Genomic DNA, 17836 nt, shown 5'->3' with positions numbered 1-17836 from the left:
TCCCGCTACCAGCGCATCAGGCTGAGGTCGTCCACGCTGAGCCGCGAGCGGAGGCGAAAGATCGTGACGATGATGGCGAGCCCCACCGCCGCCTCCGCCGCCGCGACGGCCATCACGAAGAACACCACGGCCTGGCCGTCCGCGGTGCCCGCCCGGTGGCCGAAGGCCACGAAGGCCAGGTTGGCCGCGTTCAGCATGAGCTCGATGGACATGAACATCACGAGGGGGTTGCGGCGTACGACGACGCCGACCACGCCGATCGTGAAGAGGACCGCGGAGAGCGCGACATACCAGGACTCGGGGACCATCAGGCCCGCCGCCGCGCCAGGAGCAGCACGCCCACCATCGCGGCGAGCAGCAGCACCGACGTGAGCTCGAAGGGCAACAGGTACTGGGTGAAGAGCAGACGGGCGATCGCCTCGACGCCCCCCGGCACGGCCGCGCCGGGCCCCGCCGGGGCGACGCGCGCGCGGACGACCAGGAGGAGCTGGAAGGCGAGCAGCGCGCCGACGGGGAGCGCCAGGAGGCGCCAGCCGCGCCGCGGGTCGGGCCCCGTCTCCTCCTTGCCCGGGATCAGGACCATGATCGCGAACACGAAGAGCACCATGATCGCGCCCGCGTACACGATGACCTGCGCCGCCGCGAGGAACTCGGCGCCGAGCATCAGGTAGAACGCGGCCACCGAGCCCAGGTTCACGACGAGGAAGAGCGCGCCGTGGATCGCGTTGCGCTTGAGCACGAGCCCGAGCGCCGAGCCGACCGCGAGCGCGGCGATCACGACGAACGCCACGTGGGCCATCACGGCGTCCGGTCCGCCGGGATCGGCACCGGCGAGCGCGGGCGCCCGTCGGGCCCCGCGGGCTCGAGCGCGAGCAGCGTGTCCTTCGTGTAGATCATGCCGGCCCGGCTGTACGCGGAGAACTCGAGGATCCCCGTGTCCATCCGGATCGCGTCCTCCGGGCACGCCTCGACGCAGTAGCCGCAGAACACGCACTTGCCGACGTCGATATCGAAGCGCGCCGGGACCTTCTCGATCTCCGGGTTCGGGTGCTCGGCCGCGACGATGTAGATGCAGCGCGCCGGGCACACCGTCTCGCACATCATGCACGCCACGCAGCGGGGCGAGCCGTCCTCGCGCCGCACGAGCCGGTGGAGCGAGCGGAGGCGCGGCGAGTAGGGCCGTCGCTCCTCCGGGTACTGGATCGTGACGGCGCCGCGCGCGTCCTTCCGGCCGAGCGCGTGCGCGACGTGCCGGCCCATGTTGCGGAAGAAGTGGGCCCCGGTGACCCCCACGCCCGCGACGACCTCCGCGAGGTAGAACCGCTGGCGGAGGTTCACCGGGCCCCCCAGGCGAGGAGCAAGAGCCCCGTCAGCACGATGTTGGCGACGGAGAGGGGGAAGAGGCCGAGCCACCCGAGGCGCATCGCCTGATCGTAGCGGAACCGCGGCAGGGTCCAGCGGATCAGCATCATGACGAAGATGATGGCGCAGACCTTCAGGACGAACGCGCCGACCTGCAGGAGGACGACGAGCAGGTGGGGCAGCGTCCACGCGAAGCCCCACGGCAGGCGCAAGCCCTCGGCGTAGAGGAAAGGCACCTGCCAGCCGCCGAGGAAGAGCGCGGTCGTCAGCCCCGCGACGACCACCGTCTCGAGGAAATCGGCCATCATGAACATGCCGGCCTTCATCCCGCTGTACTCGATGAAGTACCCGATGATCTCCGACTCGCCCTCCGGCGTGTCGAAGGGCACCCGCTTGGTCGCGGCGATCCCCGCGGTCAGGAACAGGATGAACCCGAGGGGCTGGGTGACGATGCCCCAGGCCGGGAGCCACCCCCAGAGGAGGCGCCCCTGCCCGCGCGCGATGTCCTGGAGGTCGAGCGAGCCGTAGACCATGATCACGCCCATGATCGAGGCGCCGATCGCGATCTCCGCCGAGATCATGAGGGCGGCCGCGCGCTGGCCGCCGAGGAGCGCGTAGTTGTTCGCCGAGGCCCAGCCCGCCATCATGACGCCGTACACGCCGAGCGAGAGCATCGCGAACACGTAGAGGACGCCGACGTTCAGCGTCACCGCCTGGAGCGGGATCTCGCGTCCCGCGACGCGCAGCGTGTCGCCGAACGGGATCGAGGCGAACGCCACCAGCCCGAAGAAGACCGAGACGAACGGCGCCAGCCCGAACAGGAACCGGTCCGCGCGCGCGGGCCGGAAGTCCTCCTTCGTCAAGAGCTTGATCGCGTCGGCGATCGGGTGGAAGAGTCCGAGCGCGCGGAAGCCCAGGATCGACGCCCGGTTCGCGCCGATGCGGTCCTGCATGATCGCCGACTGCTTGCGTTCGACCCAGGCGAGGAGCCCGCCCATGTTGAGGACGAAGAGCATCACGAAGGCCACGCGGCCGAAGGCGATCCCGAGGTCCGTGGCGAGGGTCATTGTAGCGGGGTCCGCGAGGCCGGCTCGGATCGTGGGTGGCCTGAGAGAGGCGCGCGTGGCGTCATTGTAGCGGGGTCCGTGAGGCCGGCTCGGACCGTGGGTGGCCTGCCGCAGATGCGCCCAGCGCCGTTCCGGCGTCGCCGAGCGACTGGTAGGTGAGCCCCGCGAAGGCCGGGACCGCCGCGGCGAGCTCCCGGAACCAGCGCTCCGCGCGCGGCGGCCGGGCGCCGGCGCCGAGCGCCTCGAGCAGGCGCCCCAGGATCTCCCACTCGGGCAGCGCCTGCCCGAGCGGCTCGACGGCCTGGCGGAAGCGCTGGACGCGCCCCTCGAAGTTCGTCCACGTCCCCTCGCGCTCGACCCACGCCGCGGCCGGCAGCACCCAGTGGGCGCACTCGCTCGTGCCGTTCGCGTTCGCGCCGACCCAGATCACCGTCTCGGCCGCGCTGAGCGCGCCGCGCACGTCGGCCTCGGGCCAGCCGGCGGCGAGGAGGTCGTGGCCGAAGATCCAGAGGCACTTCACCTGTCGCGCGCGCGCGGCGCCGAGGATCGCCGCCGCGTCACCGCCGAAGCCCAGGAGCTCGGCCCCGCGCGAGTTCGGGTTCTTGTCCGCGCGGATCAGGAAGTCGTCCTGGTCGCCCGGCGCGGCCGGCGGCACGTGGAAGGCCACGCGGCGGATGCCGCGGCGCTCGAGCACGCGGCGGAGCGCGAAGAGGTCCTCGTTGGCCATCCCGGGCGAGGCGAGGACGCCGACCTCGTCCGGGGCGCACCGGCCGAGGGCGCCGGCCAGCGCCGCGATCGCCTCGTCCCAGCTCGCGTCGGCCGGAGCGCCGCCGTCGCGGCGGAAGGGCTCCACGATCCGCGTCTTGTCGTCCACGGCCTTGAACCCGTAGCGCCCCGCGTCGCAGATCCACCACTTGTTGACGTCGGCGTTGAAGCGCGGCTTGAGCCGCGCGACGCGCCGGCCCTCGTTGTGGTGCGGGCGCCGGCGGTTGACGTGCACCTCGATGTTGCACCCGCGCGCGCAGCCGGGGCAGACGGACTTCGCGACATCCAGGTACCAGACCCGCACGGCGAAGCGGAAGTCGCGGTCGGTCAGGGCGCCCACGGGGCAGATGTCCACGACGTTCGCCGAGTACGCGTTGGCGAGCTCCGTGCCCGGGAAGAGGCCGATCTCGGAGTGGTCGCCCCGGTGGAAGATGCCGAGCTCGCCCGTGCCGGTGATCTCGTCGCAGAAGCGCACGCAGCGGGAGCAGAGGATGCAGCGCTCGGCGTCCAGGATGACGTGCGGGCCGAGGGGCACCGCCTTCGGCTTGTGCACCTTCTCGTCCGTCATCCGCGGGTCGTAGAGGCCGTGCTGCATGTAGTAGATCTGCAGCCAGCACTCCCCCGCCTGGTCGCACACGGGGCAGTCGAGCGGGTGGTTGATCAGGTGGAACTCCATGATCGCCCGGCGCGTGTCCTTGACGCGCTCGGTCTCGGTCCACACCGCCATGCCCTCGGCGGCCGGCGTGTTGCACGCGATCGTCGGGCGCGGCGTCTTCTCGATGTCCACCATGCAGAGCCGGCACTGGCCGGCGATCGAGAGGCCGGGATGGTAGCAGTAGTGCGGGACCTCGACGCCGACGGCGCGCGCCGCCTCGATCAGGTTGGTCCCCGCGGGGACCACGACCTCCGTGCCGTTGATCGTGAGCTTAGGCATGCGGGATCAGCGCCTCGAACTCATCGCGGAACTTCTCGATGTACGAGATATACGGGCCGACGGCGCCGTCGTAGAAGGCGCAGATCGTGGTGCCGGCGCCGCGCTTGGCCACGTCGAGGATCTTGTCGAGGTCGTCCTTCTCGCCGCGGCCCTCGACGATCCGCCGGCACATTTTGTAGATCCAGCCGGTGGACTCGCGACACGGCGTGCACTGGCCGCAAGACTCGTGGGCGTAGAAGCGCGCGACCACCATGAGGGCCTCGGGGATGGACACGGTCTCGTCCATCACGATGACCCCTGCCGAGCCCGCCATGCTCCCCGCGTTCCGGAGGCCGTCCACGTCGAGCGTCACGTCGATCTCGTCGGCGCGCAGGATCGCCGCCGACGAGCCGCCCGGGACGACCGCCTTGAGCCGTCCGTTGCCGGCGACACCGCCGGCCAGCTCGTGGACGAGCTGCCGCAGCGTGGTCGCCACCGACACCTCGTAGACGCCCGGCCGCTTCACCCGTCCCGAGACCGAGTACATCCGCGTGCCGCCCTGGGTCTTGGTGCCGAGCGACGCGAACCACGCGGCGCCGCGGTCGATGATCGGCGGCACATGGCAGATCGTCTCCACGTTGTTCACGATCGTCGGAGCGCCGAAGGCCCCCTTGATCGCCGGGAACGGCGGCTTGAGCTTCGGCCAGCCCTTCTTGCCCTCCAGCGACGAGATCAGCCCGGTCTCTTCACCACAGATGTAGGCGCCCGCGCCTCGATGCACCACGACGTCGAAGCCCTTCCCCAGATAGCCGGCGTCGTACGCCTCCCGGACGGCGGCCGCGAAGCGCCGCCAGGGCTCCACGTACTCGCCGCGGACGTAGACGAAGCCCGTCGCCGAGCGGATCGCGCGCGCGGCGATGAGCATGCCCTCGAGCAGCGCGTGCGGGTCGCGCTCGAGCAGGTAGCGGTCCTTGAACGTCCCCGGCTCGCCCTCGTCGGCGTTGATGACGAGGTAGACCGGGCCCGGGTGGTTCTTCGGGATGAACGACCACTTGGTCCCCGTCGGGAACCCGGCGCCGCCGAGGCCGCGGAGGTTCGAGCGCTTGACCTCCTCGGTGATCGCGCCGGGCTCCATCGCCTGCGCCTTCCGCCAGGCGGTGTAGCCGCCGGTCTCGAGGTACGCCCGGAGCGTGTGCGAGTCGGCGCGGTCGAAGTTCTTCGTGAGGATCTTCTCGGCCGTCACCGGAGCCCCTCGAGGATCCGGTCCACCTTCGCGGGCGTGAGGTCGAGCTCGTAGCGGTCGTCCACCTGCATCATCGGCGCGTGCTCGCACGCGCAGAGGCACTCGACCGCCTGGAGCGTCACGCGGCCGTCGGGGGTCGTCTCGCCGGCCTCGACGCCGAGCCGCGCCTCGAGGTGCTCGAGGATGCTCTTCGCCCCCGCCAGGTGGCAGGAGAGGTTGTGGCAGACGGCGACGACGTGGCGGCCCTTCGGGGCCCGGAAGTAGAGCGTGTAGAAGGTCACGACCTCGTGGACGTGGGCCGGCGAGAGGCCGAAGAGGCCCGCGACGTACTCCTCGACCTCCAGCGAGACGTAGCCGAACGTCTCCTGGGCCATGTGGAGCACCGGCAACAGCGCGGCGCGCGGGTCCGGGTAGAGCGCCTGGAGGCTTCGCACCTCCGCGAGCTGCGCCTCGGAGAACACGAGCGTGGACGCGCTCACCGGTCGAGCTCCCCGCCGATCATGTTCACGGAGCCGAACGTCGGGATGAGATCGGCGATCATCTCGCCCTCGATCATGCGGTGGAGCGCGGCCATCGGCGGCAGGCACGGCGGCCGGCAGCGCACGCGGTAGGGGCGGTCGGTGCCGTCGGAGACGACGTAGAAGCCGAGCTCGCCGTTCGCGCCCTCGACCGCGAAGTACGCCTCGCCCTGCGGGGGCCGGATCCCGAACCCCTCCATGATCAGCATGAAGTGGTTCATCAGGCCCTCGATCGAGCCGTACGTCGTCTCCTTGGGCGGCAGGACGACCCGCTTGTCCTGCGCGTTGACGCGATCGTAGGCGGGCCGCTCCGAGCCCTGCAGGTTGGGCGACAGCGTGATCGGCACGAGCAGCAGCCCCTCGGTCTTCCCCTGCTTGCCGCGGTCCACGTACGCCGCGGGGTCGATCGGCCGGCCCTGGAAGTCCACGTTGATCGGCCCGCCCGGGATCAGCGCGAGCGCCTGCTCGACGATGCGCATCGACTGCTCCATCTCGGCGATGCGCACGAGGTAGCGCGCGTAGTTGTCGCCGTCCTTCTGCGTCGGGACCTCCCACTCGAGCCGGTCGTAGACGTAGTAGGGCGAGGCGCGGCGCACGTCGTAGGGCACGCCGACCGCGCGGAGGAGCGGGCCGGTGATCGCGTACCCGATGGTCTCCTCGCGCGAGAGCGCGCCGACGCCGATCATCCGGTCCATGAAGATCCGGTTGCCGGTCAGGAGGCGATGCACCTCGTCGAGGACCTCGCGCGTCTCCTTGAACGCCTTCGCCGTCTTCTCGGCGAAGCCGTCCGGGAGGTCGGCCTTCACGCCGCCGACGCGGCCGTAGGAGATCGTGAGCCGTGCGCCGGTGACGTCCTCGATCAGCTCCCACAGGAACTCGCGCGCCTTGATCATGTAGAGGAAGACGGTGAAGGCGCCGAGCTCCATCGCCGAGGCGCCGATGCACGTGAGATGGTCCGAGATCCGCGAGATCTCCGACATGATCACGCGGATGTACTTGCAGCGCTCGGTGACGTCGATGCCCAGGAGCTTCTCGATCGCCGACGCATAGCCGAAGTTGTTGATCAGCGGCGAGACGTAATTCAGCCGGTCGGTATACGGGATGGCGTTATTGTAGCCGCCGACTTCACACTCCTTCTCGAACGCGCGGTGCAGGTAGCCGATCTCGACGTCCGCGTGCACGATGGTCTCGCCGTCGAGCTCGGTCGTGATCCGGATGATGCCGTGCATCGCCGGGTGCGCCGGCCCCATGCCGACGTGCAGGTTCTGGCTCCCGCCGCCGGTGCCGCTCCCCTCACCGAGCATGAACTCGCGACGCGCCGTCTCGGCCATGGCCATCCTAGTCCGCGGGACCGATCAGGGGCTGCCGCCGGTCGATCGGGTAGTCCTTGCGCAGCGGGTGACCGACGAACTCCTCGTACATGAGGAGGCGCCGCGGGTCCGGGTGGCCGGCGAAGCGCACCCCGAACATGTCCCACACCTCGCGCTCGAACCAGTTCGCGATCGGCCAGAGCGGGACGGCGCTCGTCACGACCGCGTCGTCCTCGTCCACCCGCGTCTTGATACGCACGCGGTGGTTGTGCGCCACCGAGTAGAGATGGTAGACGACCTCGAAGCGCGGCCCGTCCTCGCGCCCGGGGAATTTCAGGTAGTCGACCGCGGTGAGGTCCATCAGCATGTCGAAGGCGAGCTCGGGCTGGTCGCGGCAGAACGCGAGCGCGCCGGGCAGCGCGTCGCGCGTCACGACCGCGGTGTGATCGCCGTGGTGGTCGTGCGCCTCGACCACGCCGGCGCCGAACCGCGCCCGGAGCGCATCCAGGATCGCCGCGCCGTCCATCACCGGCTCGCCTCGCACGCTCGTGCCTGCGGCACCTCGGCCGTGCTGCGGCGTCGCACGCCCACGCCCCTAGTACCTCTGGGCCTGCGCGGCGATCTTGTCCTGGAGCTTCATGAGCCCGTCGATGACCGACTCGGGGCGCGGCGGGCAGCCCGGGATGTAGACGTCCACCGGGATGAGCGTGTCGATCCCCTGGACCGTCGCGTAGTTGTTGTAGAAGCCGCCCGTGCACGTGCACACGCCGAACGCGACGACCCACTTCGGCTCGGTCATCTGGTCGTAGACGCGCTTGAGGACCGGCGCCATCTTGTGGCTGATCGTCCCGACGACGAAGAGCACGTCCGCCTGGCGCGGCGAGAAGCGCGGGAGCCCCGCGCCGAAGCGGTCGATGTCGTAGTGCGAGCACGCCGTCGCCATGTACTCCATGCCGCAGCACGCGGTGACGAACGGGTACTGGAAGATCGAGTATTTCCGCGCCCAGCCGATGGCCCCGTCGATCTTCGACGTGAAGAACGTGCCTAGTCCCACTCGAGCCCTCCCTTGCGCCAGATGTAGAGGAACCCGAGCATGAGGATGGCGAGGAAGACCATCATCTCGGCGAACCCGAACCAGCCGAGCCGCCGGTAGAGGAGCGCCCAGGGCCAGATGAAGAGGAGCTCGATGTCGATCAGGATGAAGAAGATCGCGACCGTCGAGAACTTGATCGCGAAGCGCCCCTCGGCGATGGCAATCGGGTCCTTGCCGCACTCGAACGGCTCGGCCTTCACCGGCGTGAGCCGCCGCGGCGCCACGAGCTTGGGGATCCCGAGCAGCGCGCCCGTGACGAGCGCGGCGAAGGCGAAGGTCATGAGGATCGTCACGGCGCTCACGCGCCTACTCCCGCCGCGTCCGTCTGGCGCTTCGCGTGGTACGAGCTGCGCACGAGCGGGCCCGACTCCACGTGCGCGAAGCCGAGCGCGCGCCCGAGCGCGGCGAGCTCGGCGAACTCGTCGGGGTGGTAATAGCGCGCGACCGGCAGATGCTGCGCCGAGGGCCGCAGGTACTGGCCGAGCGTCACGATCGAGACGCCGACCTCGCGGAGATCACGCAGCGTCGCGACCAGCTCGTCCCGTTCCTCGCCGAGCCCCAGGATGATCCCCGACTTCGTCGGCAGCGCCGGCGCCCACGCGCGCGCGCGGCGGAAGAGCTCGAGCACGCGCTCGTAGCGGCCGCCGTGACGCGCGTACTTGTAGAGACTCGGAACGGTTTCCGTGTTGTGGTTCAGGACCTCGGGCCGCGCCTCGAGCACGGCCGCGAGCGACGCCCCGCTCCCCTGGAAGTCGGGGATCAGCGCCTCGACCCGGCAGCGCGGTGCGTGCCGGTGGACCGCGCGGATCGTCGCCGCCCAGTGGGCCGCGCCGCCGTCGGCGAGGTCGTCGCGGTTGACGGAGGTGATCACCACGTACTCGAGGCCGAGCTCGCCGACCGCGCGCCCGAGGCGCTCGGGCTCCTCGCGGTCCTCCCACGTGGGCCGGCCATGCGCGATCGCGCAGTAGCCGCAGTTGCGCGTGCACACGTCGCCCAGGATCATGAACGTCGCGGTCGCCTCCTCCCAGCACTCGCCGATGTTGGGGCAGCGCGCCTCCTCGCAGACGGAGTGGAGGTTCCACTCGCGCATGCGGTGCTTGAGACGCATGTAGTTCGGCCCGCCGGGCGCGCGCACCTTGAGCCACGGCGGCTTGCGCCCCTCGTGGAGGCTCTCGGGCTGGATGACCGGGAGGGAGCGCGTCATACGCAGTCGTTCTTTCCGCTCAAACCGTATCATTATGCCACAGCGAAACGGGCGCCTGCAGGTGGGTCCGGACGGTCGGGAGGAGATGGTGCCGAAGGGGGGACTCGAACCCCCACGGGTTGCCCCACACGCCCCTCAAACGTGCGCGTCTGCCAGTTCCGCCACTTCGGCGCGAGACGAGAGCGGAGTATAACGCGCCTACCGGCGCGCGGCAATTCGCCCGACGCTCTGCCGGAGCCGCGGATCGAGCGCGTCGCGGATCCCCTCGCCGAGGAGGTTGTAGGACAGCACGGTGACGAGGATCGCGAGCCCGGGGTAGACGGAGAGCCACCAGCCGATCTCGATCGCGTCCTTGCCCTCGTTCAGGATGTTGCCCCACGACGCGTGGGGCGGCTGGACGCCGAGGCCGAGGAAGGACAGGCCCGACTCCGTCAGGATCGCGGCCGGGATGCCGAGCGTCATCGCGACGAGCACGGGCGCCATGGCGTTCGGCAGGATGTGGCGCCAGATGACCCGGAAGCCGCTCGCGCCGACCGCCTGCGACCAGAGGACGAACTCGCGCTCCTTCAGCGCGAGAAACTCGGCGCGCACGAGGCGCGCGACCCCCATCCAGCCCGTGAGCCCGATGACCGCCATGATCGTCCAGATGGACGGGCGCAGGAAGGCGAGGACCGCGAGCAGCAGGAAGAAGCGCGGGAACACGAGCATGAGGTCCACGAGCCGCATGATGGCCCCGTCCACGACGCCGCCGTTGTAGCCGGCGGCGGCGCCCAGCATGGTGCCGATCAGCGACGCGATGCCGACGGAGACGAAGCCCACGGCGAGCGACACGCGCGCGCCGTAGAGCATCCGCGAGAGCACGTCACGGCCGAGCAGGTCGGTGCCGAGCGGGTGGATCTGCGACGGGGCGTCGAGGATCTTCTTCACGTCGGGCCGGTTGGCGTCCCACGGCGCGATCGCGGGCGCCAGGATCGCGAGCGCGGCGAGCAAGGCCACGACCACCCCGCCGACCAGCGCCAGGCGGTTGCGGCGGAACGCCTTCCAGAACGCCCTCACGCGCTCACCGTCGACCCCGGCGCGCGCCGACGCGGATCCGCGGATCGACGAGGCTGTAGGTGAGGTCGGCGAGGAGGTTGGCGCCCAGCGTGAGGGTCGAGACGATGACGAGGTTGCCCATGATCACCGGGTAGTCGCGCTCGAACACCGCCTGGACCATGAGCTGGCCCATCCCGGGGATCGCGAAGATGGACTCCACGATCACGCTGCCGCCGATGAGCCCCGGCAGCGACAGGCCCAGCACGGTCACGACCGGGAGCATCGCGTTCCGGAGCGCGTGCTTGCCGATCACGACGCGCTCCGGGAGCCCCTTGGCGCGCGCCGACTGCACGTAGTCCTGCCGGATGACCTCGAGCATGGACTGGCGCATGTAGCGGGAGAAGCCGGCGAGCCCGCCGAAGGTGGCGACGACGATCGGCAGGAGGAGGTGGCCCGCGAAGTCCCACTGCTGGCGCCAGAACGACAGGTACTCCCAGTTGAGCGAGCGCAGGCCCGAGATGGGCAGCCACCCGAGCTGCACGCCGAAGAGGATCATGAGGAGCAGCGCGAGCCAGAAGTCGGGCGTCGCGAAGCCGACGAAGACGAAGACCGTGGTGACCTTGTCGAACAGCGAGTACTGGCGCGTCGCCGAGAGGACGCCGATCGGGACGGCGAACGCAATGATGATCAGCATCTCGATGATGTTGAGGAGCAGCGTGATCGGGAGCCGCTCGCCGATCTTCTGGAGGACGGGCCGCGCGTCGGGCGAGAACGACCGGCCGAAGTCGAGCCGGGCGAGCCGGCCGAGCCAGGTCCAGTACTGGACGTGGAGCGGCTTGTCGAGCCCGTACTCCTTCTCCAGCATCTGCCACAGCTCCTTCTGCGACTCGGCGCTCAGCTCGCCCGTCACCACCTCGCCGGGGCGACCCGGCGCCAGGTGGATCACGACGAAGGAGACGAAGGTGATGCCGATCAGGAGGGGGAACGCCAGGAGGAGACGCCGGAGCGCGTACCGGAACATGCCGCGTTATTCTATCGTACCCGCGCGGTCACCCCGCCGTGTAGCGCTGCAGGTGCTTCGGCACATACCACTCGTTGAAGTTGTACCGGATCCCGTTCGGCGCCGGCACGATGCCGCGGACGCGCGAGGAGACGACGGGCAGCGCGTCGCGGAAGTAGAGGAACACGATCGGCTGGTCCTCGGCGAGGATCGCCTGGAGCCGGTCGTAGTACGTCTTGCGCTCCGCCTGCCGGCACGACCGCCGCCCCTGCTCGAGCAACGCGTCCACCTCGGGGTTCGTGTAGGAGATGTGGTTGAGCTCGTCCGGCCCGGTCTTCGACGAGTGCCAGATCTCGTACTGGTCGGGGTCGAGCCCGATGCCCCAGCCGAGGATGATCGCGTCGAACCGGCGCTTCTTGATGTACTCCTTGAGGAAGGACGCCCACTCGATCACACGGATGTCCACGTGGATGCCGAGGTCTTTCAGCGAGGCCTGGACGATCTCCGCGACCTTCTTGCGCTCGTCGTTCCCCTGGTTCGTCAGGAGCTCGAACGCGAACGGCTGGCCGTGCGTGTCCACGAGCACGCCGTCGTCGTTCGCCTTCCACCCCGCCTCCGCGAGCAGCGCGCGCGCCTTCGCCATGTCGTGCGGGTAACGCTTGACGTTCGGGTTGTGGGCCCACGTCCCGGGCTTGTAGGGGCCCGTGGCGTCGCGCCCGAGGCCGAGCAGCACGCCGTCGATCAGCTCCTGCTTGTCGATGGCGTGCGCGATCGCCTGCCGCACGCGCCGGTCGGCGAAGCGCGGGTCCTTCAGGTTGAAGCCGAGATAGGTATAGGCGTTCGCCGGGTACTCGTACTTGTGGTACGCCTTGCGGAAGGCGGGGTACTCGGTCTGGCGCTTGAACTGCAGCGCGGTGAGCCCCGCCGCGTCGACGCCTCTGGCCTTCAGCTCGAGGAAGATCGTCGCCTGGCTCGGGATGATGCGGTACACGACGCGCGAGATGTACGGCTGGCCCTCGAAGTAGTCGGGGTTGGCGACGAGCACCACCTTCTCGCCGGGCTTCCACTCGCGGAACCGGTACGCGCCCGTGCCGACCGGGCTCGTGCGGTTCTGGGGCGCCTCGCGAAGCTTGCCCTCGCGCACGTACGGCTCGAGCAGGTGCCGGGGCAGCATCCAGATTCCCCAGCTCTGCAGGGCCTTCGCGTAGGGCTGCTTGTAGCGGACGTGCACGGTGTACGGGGCCGGCGCCTCGACGGACTCGACCGCCTTGAAGTCCTCGCGGTACGCGGTCGGCGTCTTGGGGTTGATCATCGTCTCGTACGTGAAGATGACGTCCGCGGCGGTGAAGGGCCGGCCGTCGTGCCAGCGCGCGTTCCGGCGCAGGGTGAGGGTGAGGTCGAGGCAGTCCCGGCTGAACTTCCATGACTCCGCGAGCTCGCCCACGAGGTTGAGGTCGCGATCGCGCGTCACGAGGCCGTTGTAGATCAGCGAGCCGACCTCGAACGACGGGCTGTCGGTCAGCACGTTCGGGATCAGGCCCGAGATGTTGCCGGTCAGCGCCTCGATGAAGGTGTCGCCGTGGGCGGGCGTGTCGCCCGGGCGGCCGACGCCCTGGTCGACGGCGCTGTCGGCCTCGCCGCCGCACGCCGCGACGGCGAGGGCGACCGCGAGCGCCAGGGCTGGGACGGCGGCGGCCGGTCTCACGCTCAGCGCGGCGCTACGGGCGGCGCGGGCGCCGCGGGGGCCGGCGCGGCCGGGGCCGGGACGCTCGGTGCCGGGGCGGCCGGCGCGGACGGGGCCTCGCGCACGACCGAGCCCCCGCGCTCGCCGCCCATCAGGGCGAGGCTGAACGAGGTCAGCGTGAAGACGATCGCGATCACGGTCGTGATCTTCCCGAGGATCGTCGGCGTCCCCATCGAGCCGAAGACCGCCTGCGTGCCGGCGCCGCCGAACGCGGAGCCGATGTCGGCGCCCTTGCCCGCCTGGAGGAGCACGATGCCCATGATCGCGAAGCACGCGAGGACGTGGACGACGATCAGCGCGATGTGCATTCCCTCACTCCTTCGACGCCGCGCCGCCGCGCGCCGCCTTCCTGACGATCGTGATGAACGTCGGCGCGCTCAGGCTGGCGCCCCCGACGAGCGCGCCGTCGATCTCGACCTCGGCGACGAGCCCCTCGGCGTTCTCGGCGTTGACGCTGCCGCCGTAGAGGATCCGGGCCGCCTGCGCGATCTCCTTCGACGCGAGCTCGGCGACGAGCCCGCGGAGGTAGCCGTGCACCTCGGCCGCCTGGCCGGCGGTCGCGTTGACACCCGTGCCGATCGCCCAGACGGGCTCGTAGGCGAGGGTGGCCTTGTCGAGCTGGTCCGGCGCCAGGCCGGCGAGCCCGGCGCGGAGCTGGCCCTCGACCGTCGGGAACGTGAGCCCCTGCCGCCGCTCGTCGGCGGTCTCGCCGACGCAGAGCACCGGCGTGAGGCCGTGCGCGAGCGCGCCGCGGACTTTCTTGTTGATCAGCTCGTCGGACTCCCCGATCTCCCGCCGGCGCTCGGAGTGGCCGAGCAGCACGTAGCGGCAGCCGAGCTCCACGAGCATCGGCGGCGCGATCTCGCCCGTGTGGGCGCCCGACGGCTCGTGGTGGCAGGTCTGCGCGCCGAGGAGGATCGGCCCGCCGGCGAGGATCTCCCCGACCGCCGCGAGCGCCGTGAACGGCGGGCAGACGACCACCTGCACGCCGCGCGGGCGCTTGAGGCCCTCGCGGAGCGCGCCGGCGAGCGCCTTCGACTCCGCGACGGCGCCGTTCATCTTCCAGTTGCCGATGACGAGCGGCGTCCTCACGCGGCCTCCGCCAGCGCCTCGACGCCCGGGAGCTTCCGCCCCTCGAGGTACTCGAGGAACGCGCCGCCCGCCGTCGAGACGTAGCCGATGCGGTCGGCCACGCCGGCCTGGGCGACCGCGGCGATCGTGTCGCCGCCGCCGACGACCGAGAACGCGGGGGCCGCGGCCACGGCGCGCGCGACCGCGAGCGTGCCGCCGGCGAACGGCGCCTTCTCGAAGACGCCCATGGGCCCGTTCCACGCGATCGTCCGCGCCGTGCGCAGCTCGGCCGCGAACGCCTCCGCCGTGCGCGGGCCGATGTCGAGGCCCATGAGGTCGGGCGGGATCTCGCGCACGCCGACCGCGCGGCCCGACGGGCTGTCGAGGCCCTCGGCGACGAGCGCGTCCACGGGCAGCCCGACGCGGACGCCGCGCCGCCGCGCCGTCTCGAGCGCGCCGCGCGCCGTCTCGACGCGGCCGGCCTCGACGAGCGAGCGCCCCACCGCGTGGCCCAACGCCTGGAGGAACGTGAAGGCCATGGCGCCGCCGATCAGGAGGGCGTCCACCCGCTCGAGCAGGTGGCCGACGAGCGCGAGCTTGTCCGAGACCTTCGCGCCGCCGAGGATCGCCACGAGCGGCCGGGCCGGCGCCTCGAGGATCCTGCCGAGCGCGTCGAGCTCCCGCCGCATGAGCAGCCCGGCCGCGGCGGGCCGGAGGTGGCGCGTGATCGCGTCGATCGAGGCGTGCGCCCGGTGCGCGGCGGCGAACGCGTCGTTCACGTAGCAGTCGGCGAGCGCGGCGAGCTCGCGGGCGAACGCGTCGTCGTTCTTCTCCTCCCCGGGATGGAACCGGAGGTTCTCCAGGAGCAGGACGTCGCCCGGCGCGAGCGCCCGCGCGCGCGCGGCGGTCTCGGGCCCGACGCAGTCGGGGGCAAGCTCGACCGCCTGGCCCAGGAGCGCCGCGAGGCGCTCGCCGACGGGCCGCAGCGAGTACCGCGGGTCCCGGCCCTTCGGCCGGCCCAGGTGGGAGGCGAGGACGACCGCGGCGCCGGCCTTCAGCGCGTACCGGATCGTAGGAAGCACCGCCCGGAGCCGGGTGTCGTCCGCGATCCCGCCCTCCGCGAGCGGGACGTTGAGGTCGGCGCGGAGGAAGACGCGCTTGCCCGCGAGGTCCAGCTGCTCGAGCGTGAGCTTCGGCAAGCCCGGCCTACAGCGTCTTGCCGATGAACCGGATCAGGTCGCGCACGCGGCTGGAGTACCCCCACTCGTTGTCGTACCAGGCGAGGACCTTGATCAGGTTGCCGTCGACGAGCGCCGTGGACGGCAGGTCCACGATGGACGAGTGCGGGTTGCCGTTGAAGTCGCAGGAGACCAGCTCCTCGTCCGTGGCGTCGAGGATGCCCCGGAGCGGGCCCGCCGCGGCCGCGCGGAAGGCGTCGTTCACCGCGGCGACGGTCGCGGGCTTGGCGAGCTCGGCGACGAGGTCCACCACGGAGACGTTGGCGGTCGGCACGCGGATCGCGATGCCGTCGAGCTTGCCCTTGAGCTTCGGCAGCACGAGGCCCACCGCGGTCGCCGCCCCCGTCGTCGTCGGGATCATGCTCACCGCCGCGGCGCGCGCCCGCCGGAGGTCCTTGTGCGGGAAGTCGTGCACGGGCTGGTCGTTCGTGTACGAGTGCACGGTCGAGGCGAAGCCGCGCGTCACGCCGAACGCATCGTCCAGCACCTTCACCGTCGTGGCCAGGCAGTTCGTGGTGCAGGACGCGTTCGAGATGATCCGGTGTTTCACGGGGTCGTAGGTCTGCTCGTTGACGCCGAGGACGATCGTGGCGTCGGGATCCTTCGCCGGGGCCGTGATGACGACCTTCTTCGCCCCGGCCTGGAGGTGCTTCGAGGCGGTCGCGGTGTCGCGGAAGATGCCGGTGGACTCGACGACGACGTCCACCCCGAGCTCCTTCCACGGCAGCGCCGCCGGATCCTTCTGGGCGCAGACGCGGACCTCGCGCCCGTTCACGAAGATCGCCTCGCCCTTCGCCTGCACGTCGGCCGCGAGCGTGCCGTGGACCGAGTCGTGCTTCAGCAGGTGCGCGAGCGTCTTGGCGTCCGCCAGGTCGTTGACGCCGACCACCTCGATGTCGCTCGCCTCGAGGGCGGTGCGGAAGAAGACGCGCCCGATCCGGCCGAATCCGTTGACGCCGACTCGAATGCTCATCGAAGGGCTCCTTGTGGGGGCTGCGGCACGTCAGTACCGGACAGCGTCATCCGATTATACGGTGGCTCAGAGGACGCGGGCAACTGTCAGGAGCCCGATACGGGCCGCGCCGGCGTCGCGGAGCGCCGTCGCGCACTCGCCGAGCGTCGCGCCGGTGGTGAAGACGTCGTCCACGACGAGCACGTGCCGCCCGGCGGCCGCGGCCGACGCGCGGAACGCCCCCCGGACGTTCGCCCGCCGCTCCGCCGCGGCGAGGTCGCTCTGCGGCGGGGTCGCGCGCACCCGGACCGTCCAGCGTGGACGGAGCGGGACGCCGAGGCGCCCCGCCACGCGCTCGGCCAGGAGGCGCGCCTGGTTGAAGCCACGCTCCCGCTCGCGCTCCCACCCGAGCGGCACCGGGACGACCGCGGCGATGCCCGGAGGCAGCGCGGGAAGACACTCCTCGACCAGGAGGTCGGCCAGCGGCCGCGCGAGCGCGCGCCGCCCCGCGAACTTGAACGCGTGGAGCGCTTCGCGCAGCGGGCCGGCGTAGCGCGCGGCGCTACGCGCGTAGTCCCACGCGGGCGGCGCCGCGGCGCAGGACGCGCAGCGCGGCGGCCCCGGCGCGCCGCACGCGTCGCAGTAGGGCGGCGCGATGCGCTCGATCGCGTCCCAGCATCCCCCGCAGAGGGGATCGCGCCGGCCGGCGCCCAGGCGGGTCTGGCAGACCGGACAGAGCGCGGGAAAGACGAGGTCCAGGAGGGCGGTGGCGACCGTCTTCACGGGCGGCGACGCTCCCGCTCAGCGGTGCGCGGGGCGCAGCGTGTTCCAGCGGCGGCAGCGCGGGCAGCGGTCTTGCCAGGTCGGCGCCGTGGCGCCGCACGCCGCGCAGCGGTGCGGCCAGTCGAACCCCTGGGCGAGCTGGAGGGCGCGCCGGTACTCGGCGAACGCCTCACGGGTCTCGCCGCGCCGCTCGAACACCGCGCCCAGGAAGGCGTGGACGGCCGGGAGGTCGGGCGCCCGGACCTCGACCTTCTCGAGCTCGTCGGCGGCCTCGTCGAGCATCTCGAGCTCGAAGAAGACGCGCCCGAGCGCGACGGCGAGCGACAGGTCGTCGGGCGCCCGGTCGATCGCCCCGCGGTAGAGCGCGATCATCCGGCTCGGGCGCCCCTCCTCGCGGTAGGCGCGCTCGAGCCGCGCGAGGAGCGGCAGCGCGGGCTGGACCTCCGCGGCCCGCTCCCACGCGCGGACGGCTTCGCGGCGCTCGCCCACCGCCTCGTGGGCGTCGCCGAGCGCCAGGGCCGCGGGCAGGAAGTGGCGG

21 protein-coding genes and 1 tRNA gene are annotated in these 17836 nt (G+C 71.4%); all 22 read right to left on the bottom strand.

Features of this window, described 5'->3' with window-relative positions:
• Positions 1 to 5: 5 nt before the first annotated feature.
• Positions 6 to 308, bottom strand: a complete 303-nt coding sequence (nuoK, locus tag VKG64_15170) for an NADH-quinone oxidoreductase subunit NuoK (protein ID HKB26376.1) — start codon at positions 306 to 308, stop codon at positions 6 to 8.
• The gene (locus VKG64_15165) at positions 308 to 799 is read right to left on the bottom strand and encodes an NADH-quinone oxidoreductase subunit J (GenBank protein ID HKB26375.1); all 492 of its coding nucleotides are present in this window, start codon (positions 797 to 799) and stop codon (positions 308 to 310) included. Before VKG64_15165 ends, nuoK begins: the two co-directional genes overlap by 1 nt.
• Positions 799 to 1338, bottom strand: coding sequence for an NADH-quinone oxidoreductase subunit I (locus tag VKG64_15160; protein HKB26374.1), 540 nt, complete (start codon positions 1336 to 1338; stop codon positions 799 to 801). The genes VKG64_15165 and VKG64_15160 overlap by 1 nt, the downstream gene beginning before the upstream one ends.
• Positions 1335 to 2429: a complex I subunit 1 family protein gene (locus tag VKG64_15155; GenBank protein HKB26373.1), complete on the bottom strand. Its 1095-nt coding sequence runs from the start codon at positions 2427 to 2429 to the stop codon at positions 1335 to 1337. The genes VKG64_15160 and VKG64_15155 overlap by 4 nt, the downstream gene beginning before the upstream one ends.
• A gap of 61 nt (positions 2430 to 2490) precedes the next feature.
• Positions 2491 to 4128, bottom strand: a complete 1638-nt coding sequence (locus VKG64_15150) for a molybdopterin-dependent oxidoreductase (protein HKB26372.1) — start codon at positions 4126 to 4128, stop codon at positions 2491 to 2493.
• Positions 4121 to 5350, bottom strand: a complete 1230-nt coding sequence (nuoF, locus tag VKG64_15145; protein HKB26371.1) for an NADH-quinone oxidoreductase subunit NuoF — start codon at positions 5348 to 5350, stop codon at positions 4121 to 4123. The genes VKG64_15150 and nuoF overlap by 8 nt, the downstream gene beginning before the upstream one ends.
• Entirely contained in the window at positions 5347 to 5829 is a 483-nt protein-coding gene (nuoE, locus tag VKG64_15140; GenBank protein HKB26370.1) for an NADH-quinone oxidoreductase subunit NuoE, read from the bottom strand. The genes nuoF and nuoE overlap by 4 nt, the downstream gene beginning before the upstream one ends.
• Positions 5826 to 7199: an NADH-quinone oxidoreductase subunit D gene (locus tag VKG64_15135; GenBank protein HKB26369.1), complete on the bottom strand. Its 1374-nt coding sequence runs from the start codon at positions 7197 to 7199 to the stop codon at positions 5826 to 5828. The genes nuoE and VKG64_15135 overlap by 4 nt, the downstream gene beginning before the upstream one ends.
• A 7-nt stretch (positions 7200 to 7206) precedes the next feature.
• Entirely contained in the window at positions 7207 to 7722 is a 516-nt protein-coding gene (locus tag VKG64_15130) for an NADH-quinone oxidoreductase subunit C (protein ID HKB26368.1), read from the bottom strand.
• Positions 7723 to 7773: 51 nt separating this feature from the next.
• Positions 7774 to 8232 carry an NADH-quinone oxidoreductase subunit B gene (locus VKG64_15125; GenBank protein HKB26367.1) on the bottom strand — a complete coding sequence of 153 codons (459 nt, stop codon included), beginning with the start codon at positions 8230 to 8232 and terminating at the stop codon, positions 7774 to 7776.
• Positions 8223 to 8573, bottom strand: a complete 351-nt coding sequence (gene ndhC, locus VKG64_15120; protein ID HKB26366.1) for an NADH-quinone oxidoreductase subunit A — start codon at positions 8571 to 8573, stop codon at positions 8223 to 8225. Before ndhC ends, VKG64_15125 begins: the two co-directional genes overlap by 10 nt.
• A complete protein-coding gene (lipA, locus tag VKG64_15115; GenBank protein HKB26365.1) occupies positions 8570 to 9475 on the bottom strand; it encodes a lipoyl synthase in 906 nt (301 codons plus the stop codon). Before lipA ends, ndhC begins: the two co-directional genes overlap by 4 nt.
• An 86-nt stretch (positions 9476 to 9561) precedes the next feature.
• Positions 9562 to 9646, bottom strand: a tRNA-Leu gene (locus tag VKG64_15110).
• 27 nt (positions 9647 to 9673) lie between these two features.
• Complete coding sequence (locus tag VKG64_15105; GenBank protein ID HKB26364.1) at positions 9674 to 10531, bottom strand: ABC transporter permease; 858 nt, start codon at positions 10529 to 10531, stop codon at positions 9674 to 9676.
• Positions 10532 to 10535: 4 nt separating this feature from the next.
• Positions 10536 to 11531: an ABC transporter permease gene (locus VKG64_15100; GenBank protein HKB26363.1), complete on the bottom strand. Its 996-nt coding sequence runs from the start codon at positions 11529 to 11531 to the stop codon at positions 10536 to 10538.
• 28 nt (positions 11532 to 11559) lie between these two features.
• Positions 11560 to 13215: a peptide-binding protein gene (locus tag VKG64_15095; GenBank protein HKB26362.1), complete on the bottom strand. Its 1656-nt coding sequence runs from the start codon at positions 13213 to 13215 to the stop codon at positions 11560 to 11562.
• Between the two features lie 2 nt (positions 13216 to 13217).
• Entirely contained in the window at positions 13218 to 13562 is a 345-nt protein-coding gene (secG, locus tag VKG64_15090) for a preprotein translocase subunit SecG (protein HKB26361.1), read from the bottom strand.
• A gap of 4 nt (positions 13563 to 13566) precedes the next feature.
• Positions 13567 to 14346 (bottom strand): triose-phosphate isomerase, encoded by a 780-nt coding sequence (gene tpiA, locus VKG64_15085; GenBank protein HKB26360.1) that lies wholly within the window; start codon positions 14344 to 14346, stop codon positions 13567 to 13569.
• Positions 14343 to 15524 (bottom strand): phosphoglycerate kinase, encoded by a 1182-nt coding sequence (locus VKG64_15080; protein ID HKB26359.1) that lies wholly within the window; start codon positions 15522 to 15524, stop codon positions 14343 to 14345. The genes tpiA and VKG64_15080 overlap by 4 nt, the downstream gene beginning before the upstream one ends.
• 7 nt (positions 15525 to 15531) lie before the next feature.
• Entirely contained in the window at positions 15532 to 16536 is a 1005-nt protein-coding gene (gap, locus tag VKG64_15075; protein ID HKB26358.1) for a type I glyceraldehyde-3-phosphate dehydrogenase, read from the bottom strand.
• A gap of 66 nt (positions 16537 to 16602) precedes the next feature.
• Positions 16603 to 17298 (bottom strand): ComF family protein, encoded by a 696-nt coding sequence (locus VKG64_15070; GenBank protein ID HKB26357.1) that lies wholly within the window; start codon positions 17296 to 17298, stop codon positions 16603 to 16605.
• Between the two features lie 18 nt (positions 17299 to 17316).
• On the bottom strand, positions 17317 to 17836 hold a 520-nt coding region (locus tag VKG64_15065; GenBank protein HKB26356.1), incomplete at its 5' end, for a tetratricopeptide repeat protein.

Source organism: Candidatus Methylomirabilota bacterium, assembly GCA_035260325.1.
Taxonomy (GTDB): domain Bacteria; phylum Methylomirabilota; class Methylomirabilia; order Rokubacteriales; family CSP1-6; genus AR19.
Note: the sequence above shows the minus strand (reverse complement) of the source record. Positions and strands in the feature narration are given on the sequence as shown.

Excerpts from the sequence above, each read along its gene's own strand:
- lipA (HKB26365.1), bottom strand. The coding sequence starts at position 9,475 with ATGACGCGCTCCCTCCCGGTCATCCAGCCCGAGAGCCTCCACGAGGGG.
- VKG64_15165 (HKB26375.1), bottom strand. The coding sequence starts at position 799 with ATGGCCCACGTGGCGTTCGTCGTGATCGCCGCGCTCGCGGTCGGCTCG.
- VKG64_15135 (HKB26369.1), bottom strand. The coding sequence starts at position 7,199 with ATGGCCGAGACGGCGCGTCGCGAGTTCATGCTCGGTGAGGGGAGCGGC.
- VKG64_15150 (HKB26372.1), bottom strand. The coding sequence starts at position 4,128 with ATGCCTAAGCTCACGATCAACGGCACGGAGGTCGTGGTCCCCGCGGGG.
- nuoK (HKB26376.1), bottom strand. The coding sequence starts at position 308 with ATGGTCCCCGAGTCCTGGTATGTCGCGCTCTCCGCGGTCCTCTTCACG.
- secG (HKB26361.1), bottom strand. The coding sequence starts at position 13,562 with ATGCACATCGCGCTGATCGTCGTCCACGTCCTCGCGTGCTTCGCGATC.
- gap (HKB26358.1), bottom strand. The coding sequence starts at position 16,536 with ATGAGCATTCGAGTCGGCGTCAACGGATTCGGCCGGATCGGGCGCGTC.
- VKG64_15155 (HKB26373.1), bottom strand. The coding sequence starts at position 2,429 with ATGACCCTCGCCACGGACCTCGGGATCGCCTTCGGCCGCGTGGCCTTC.
- VKG64_15100 (HKB26363.1), bottom strand. The coding sequence starts at position 11,531 with ATGTTCCGGTACGCGCTCCGGCGTCTCCTCCTGGCGTTCCCCCTCCTG.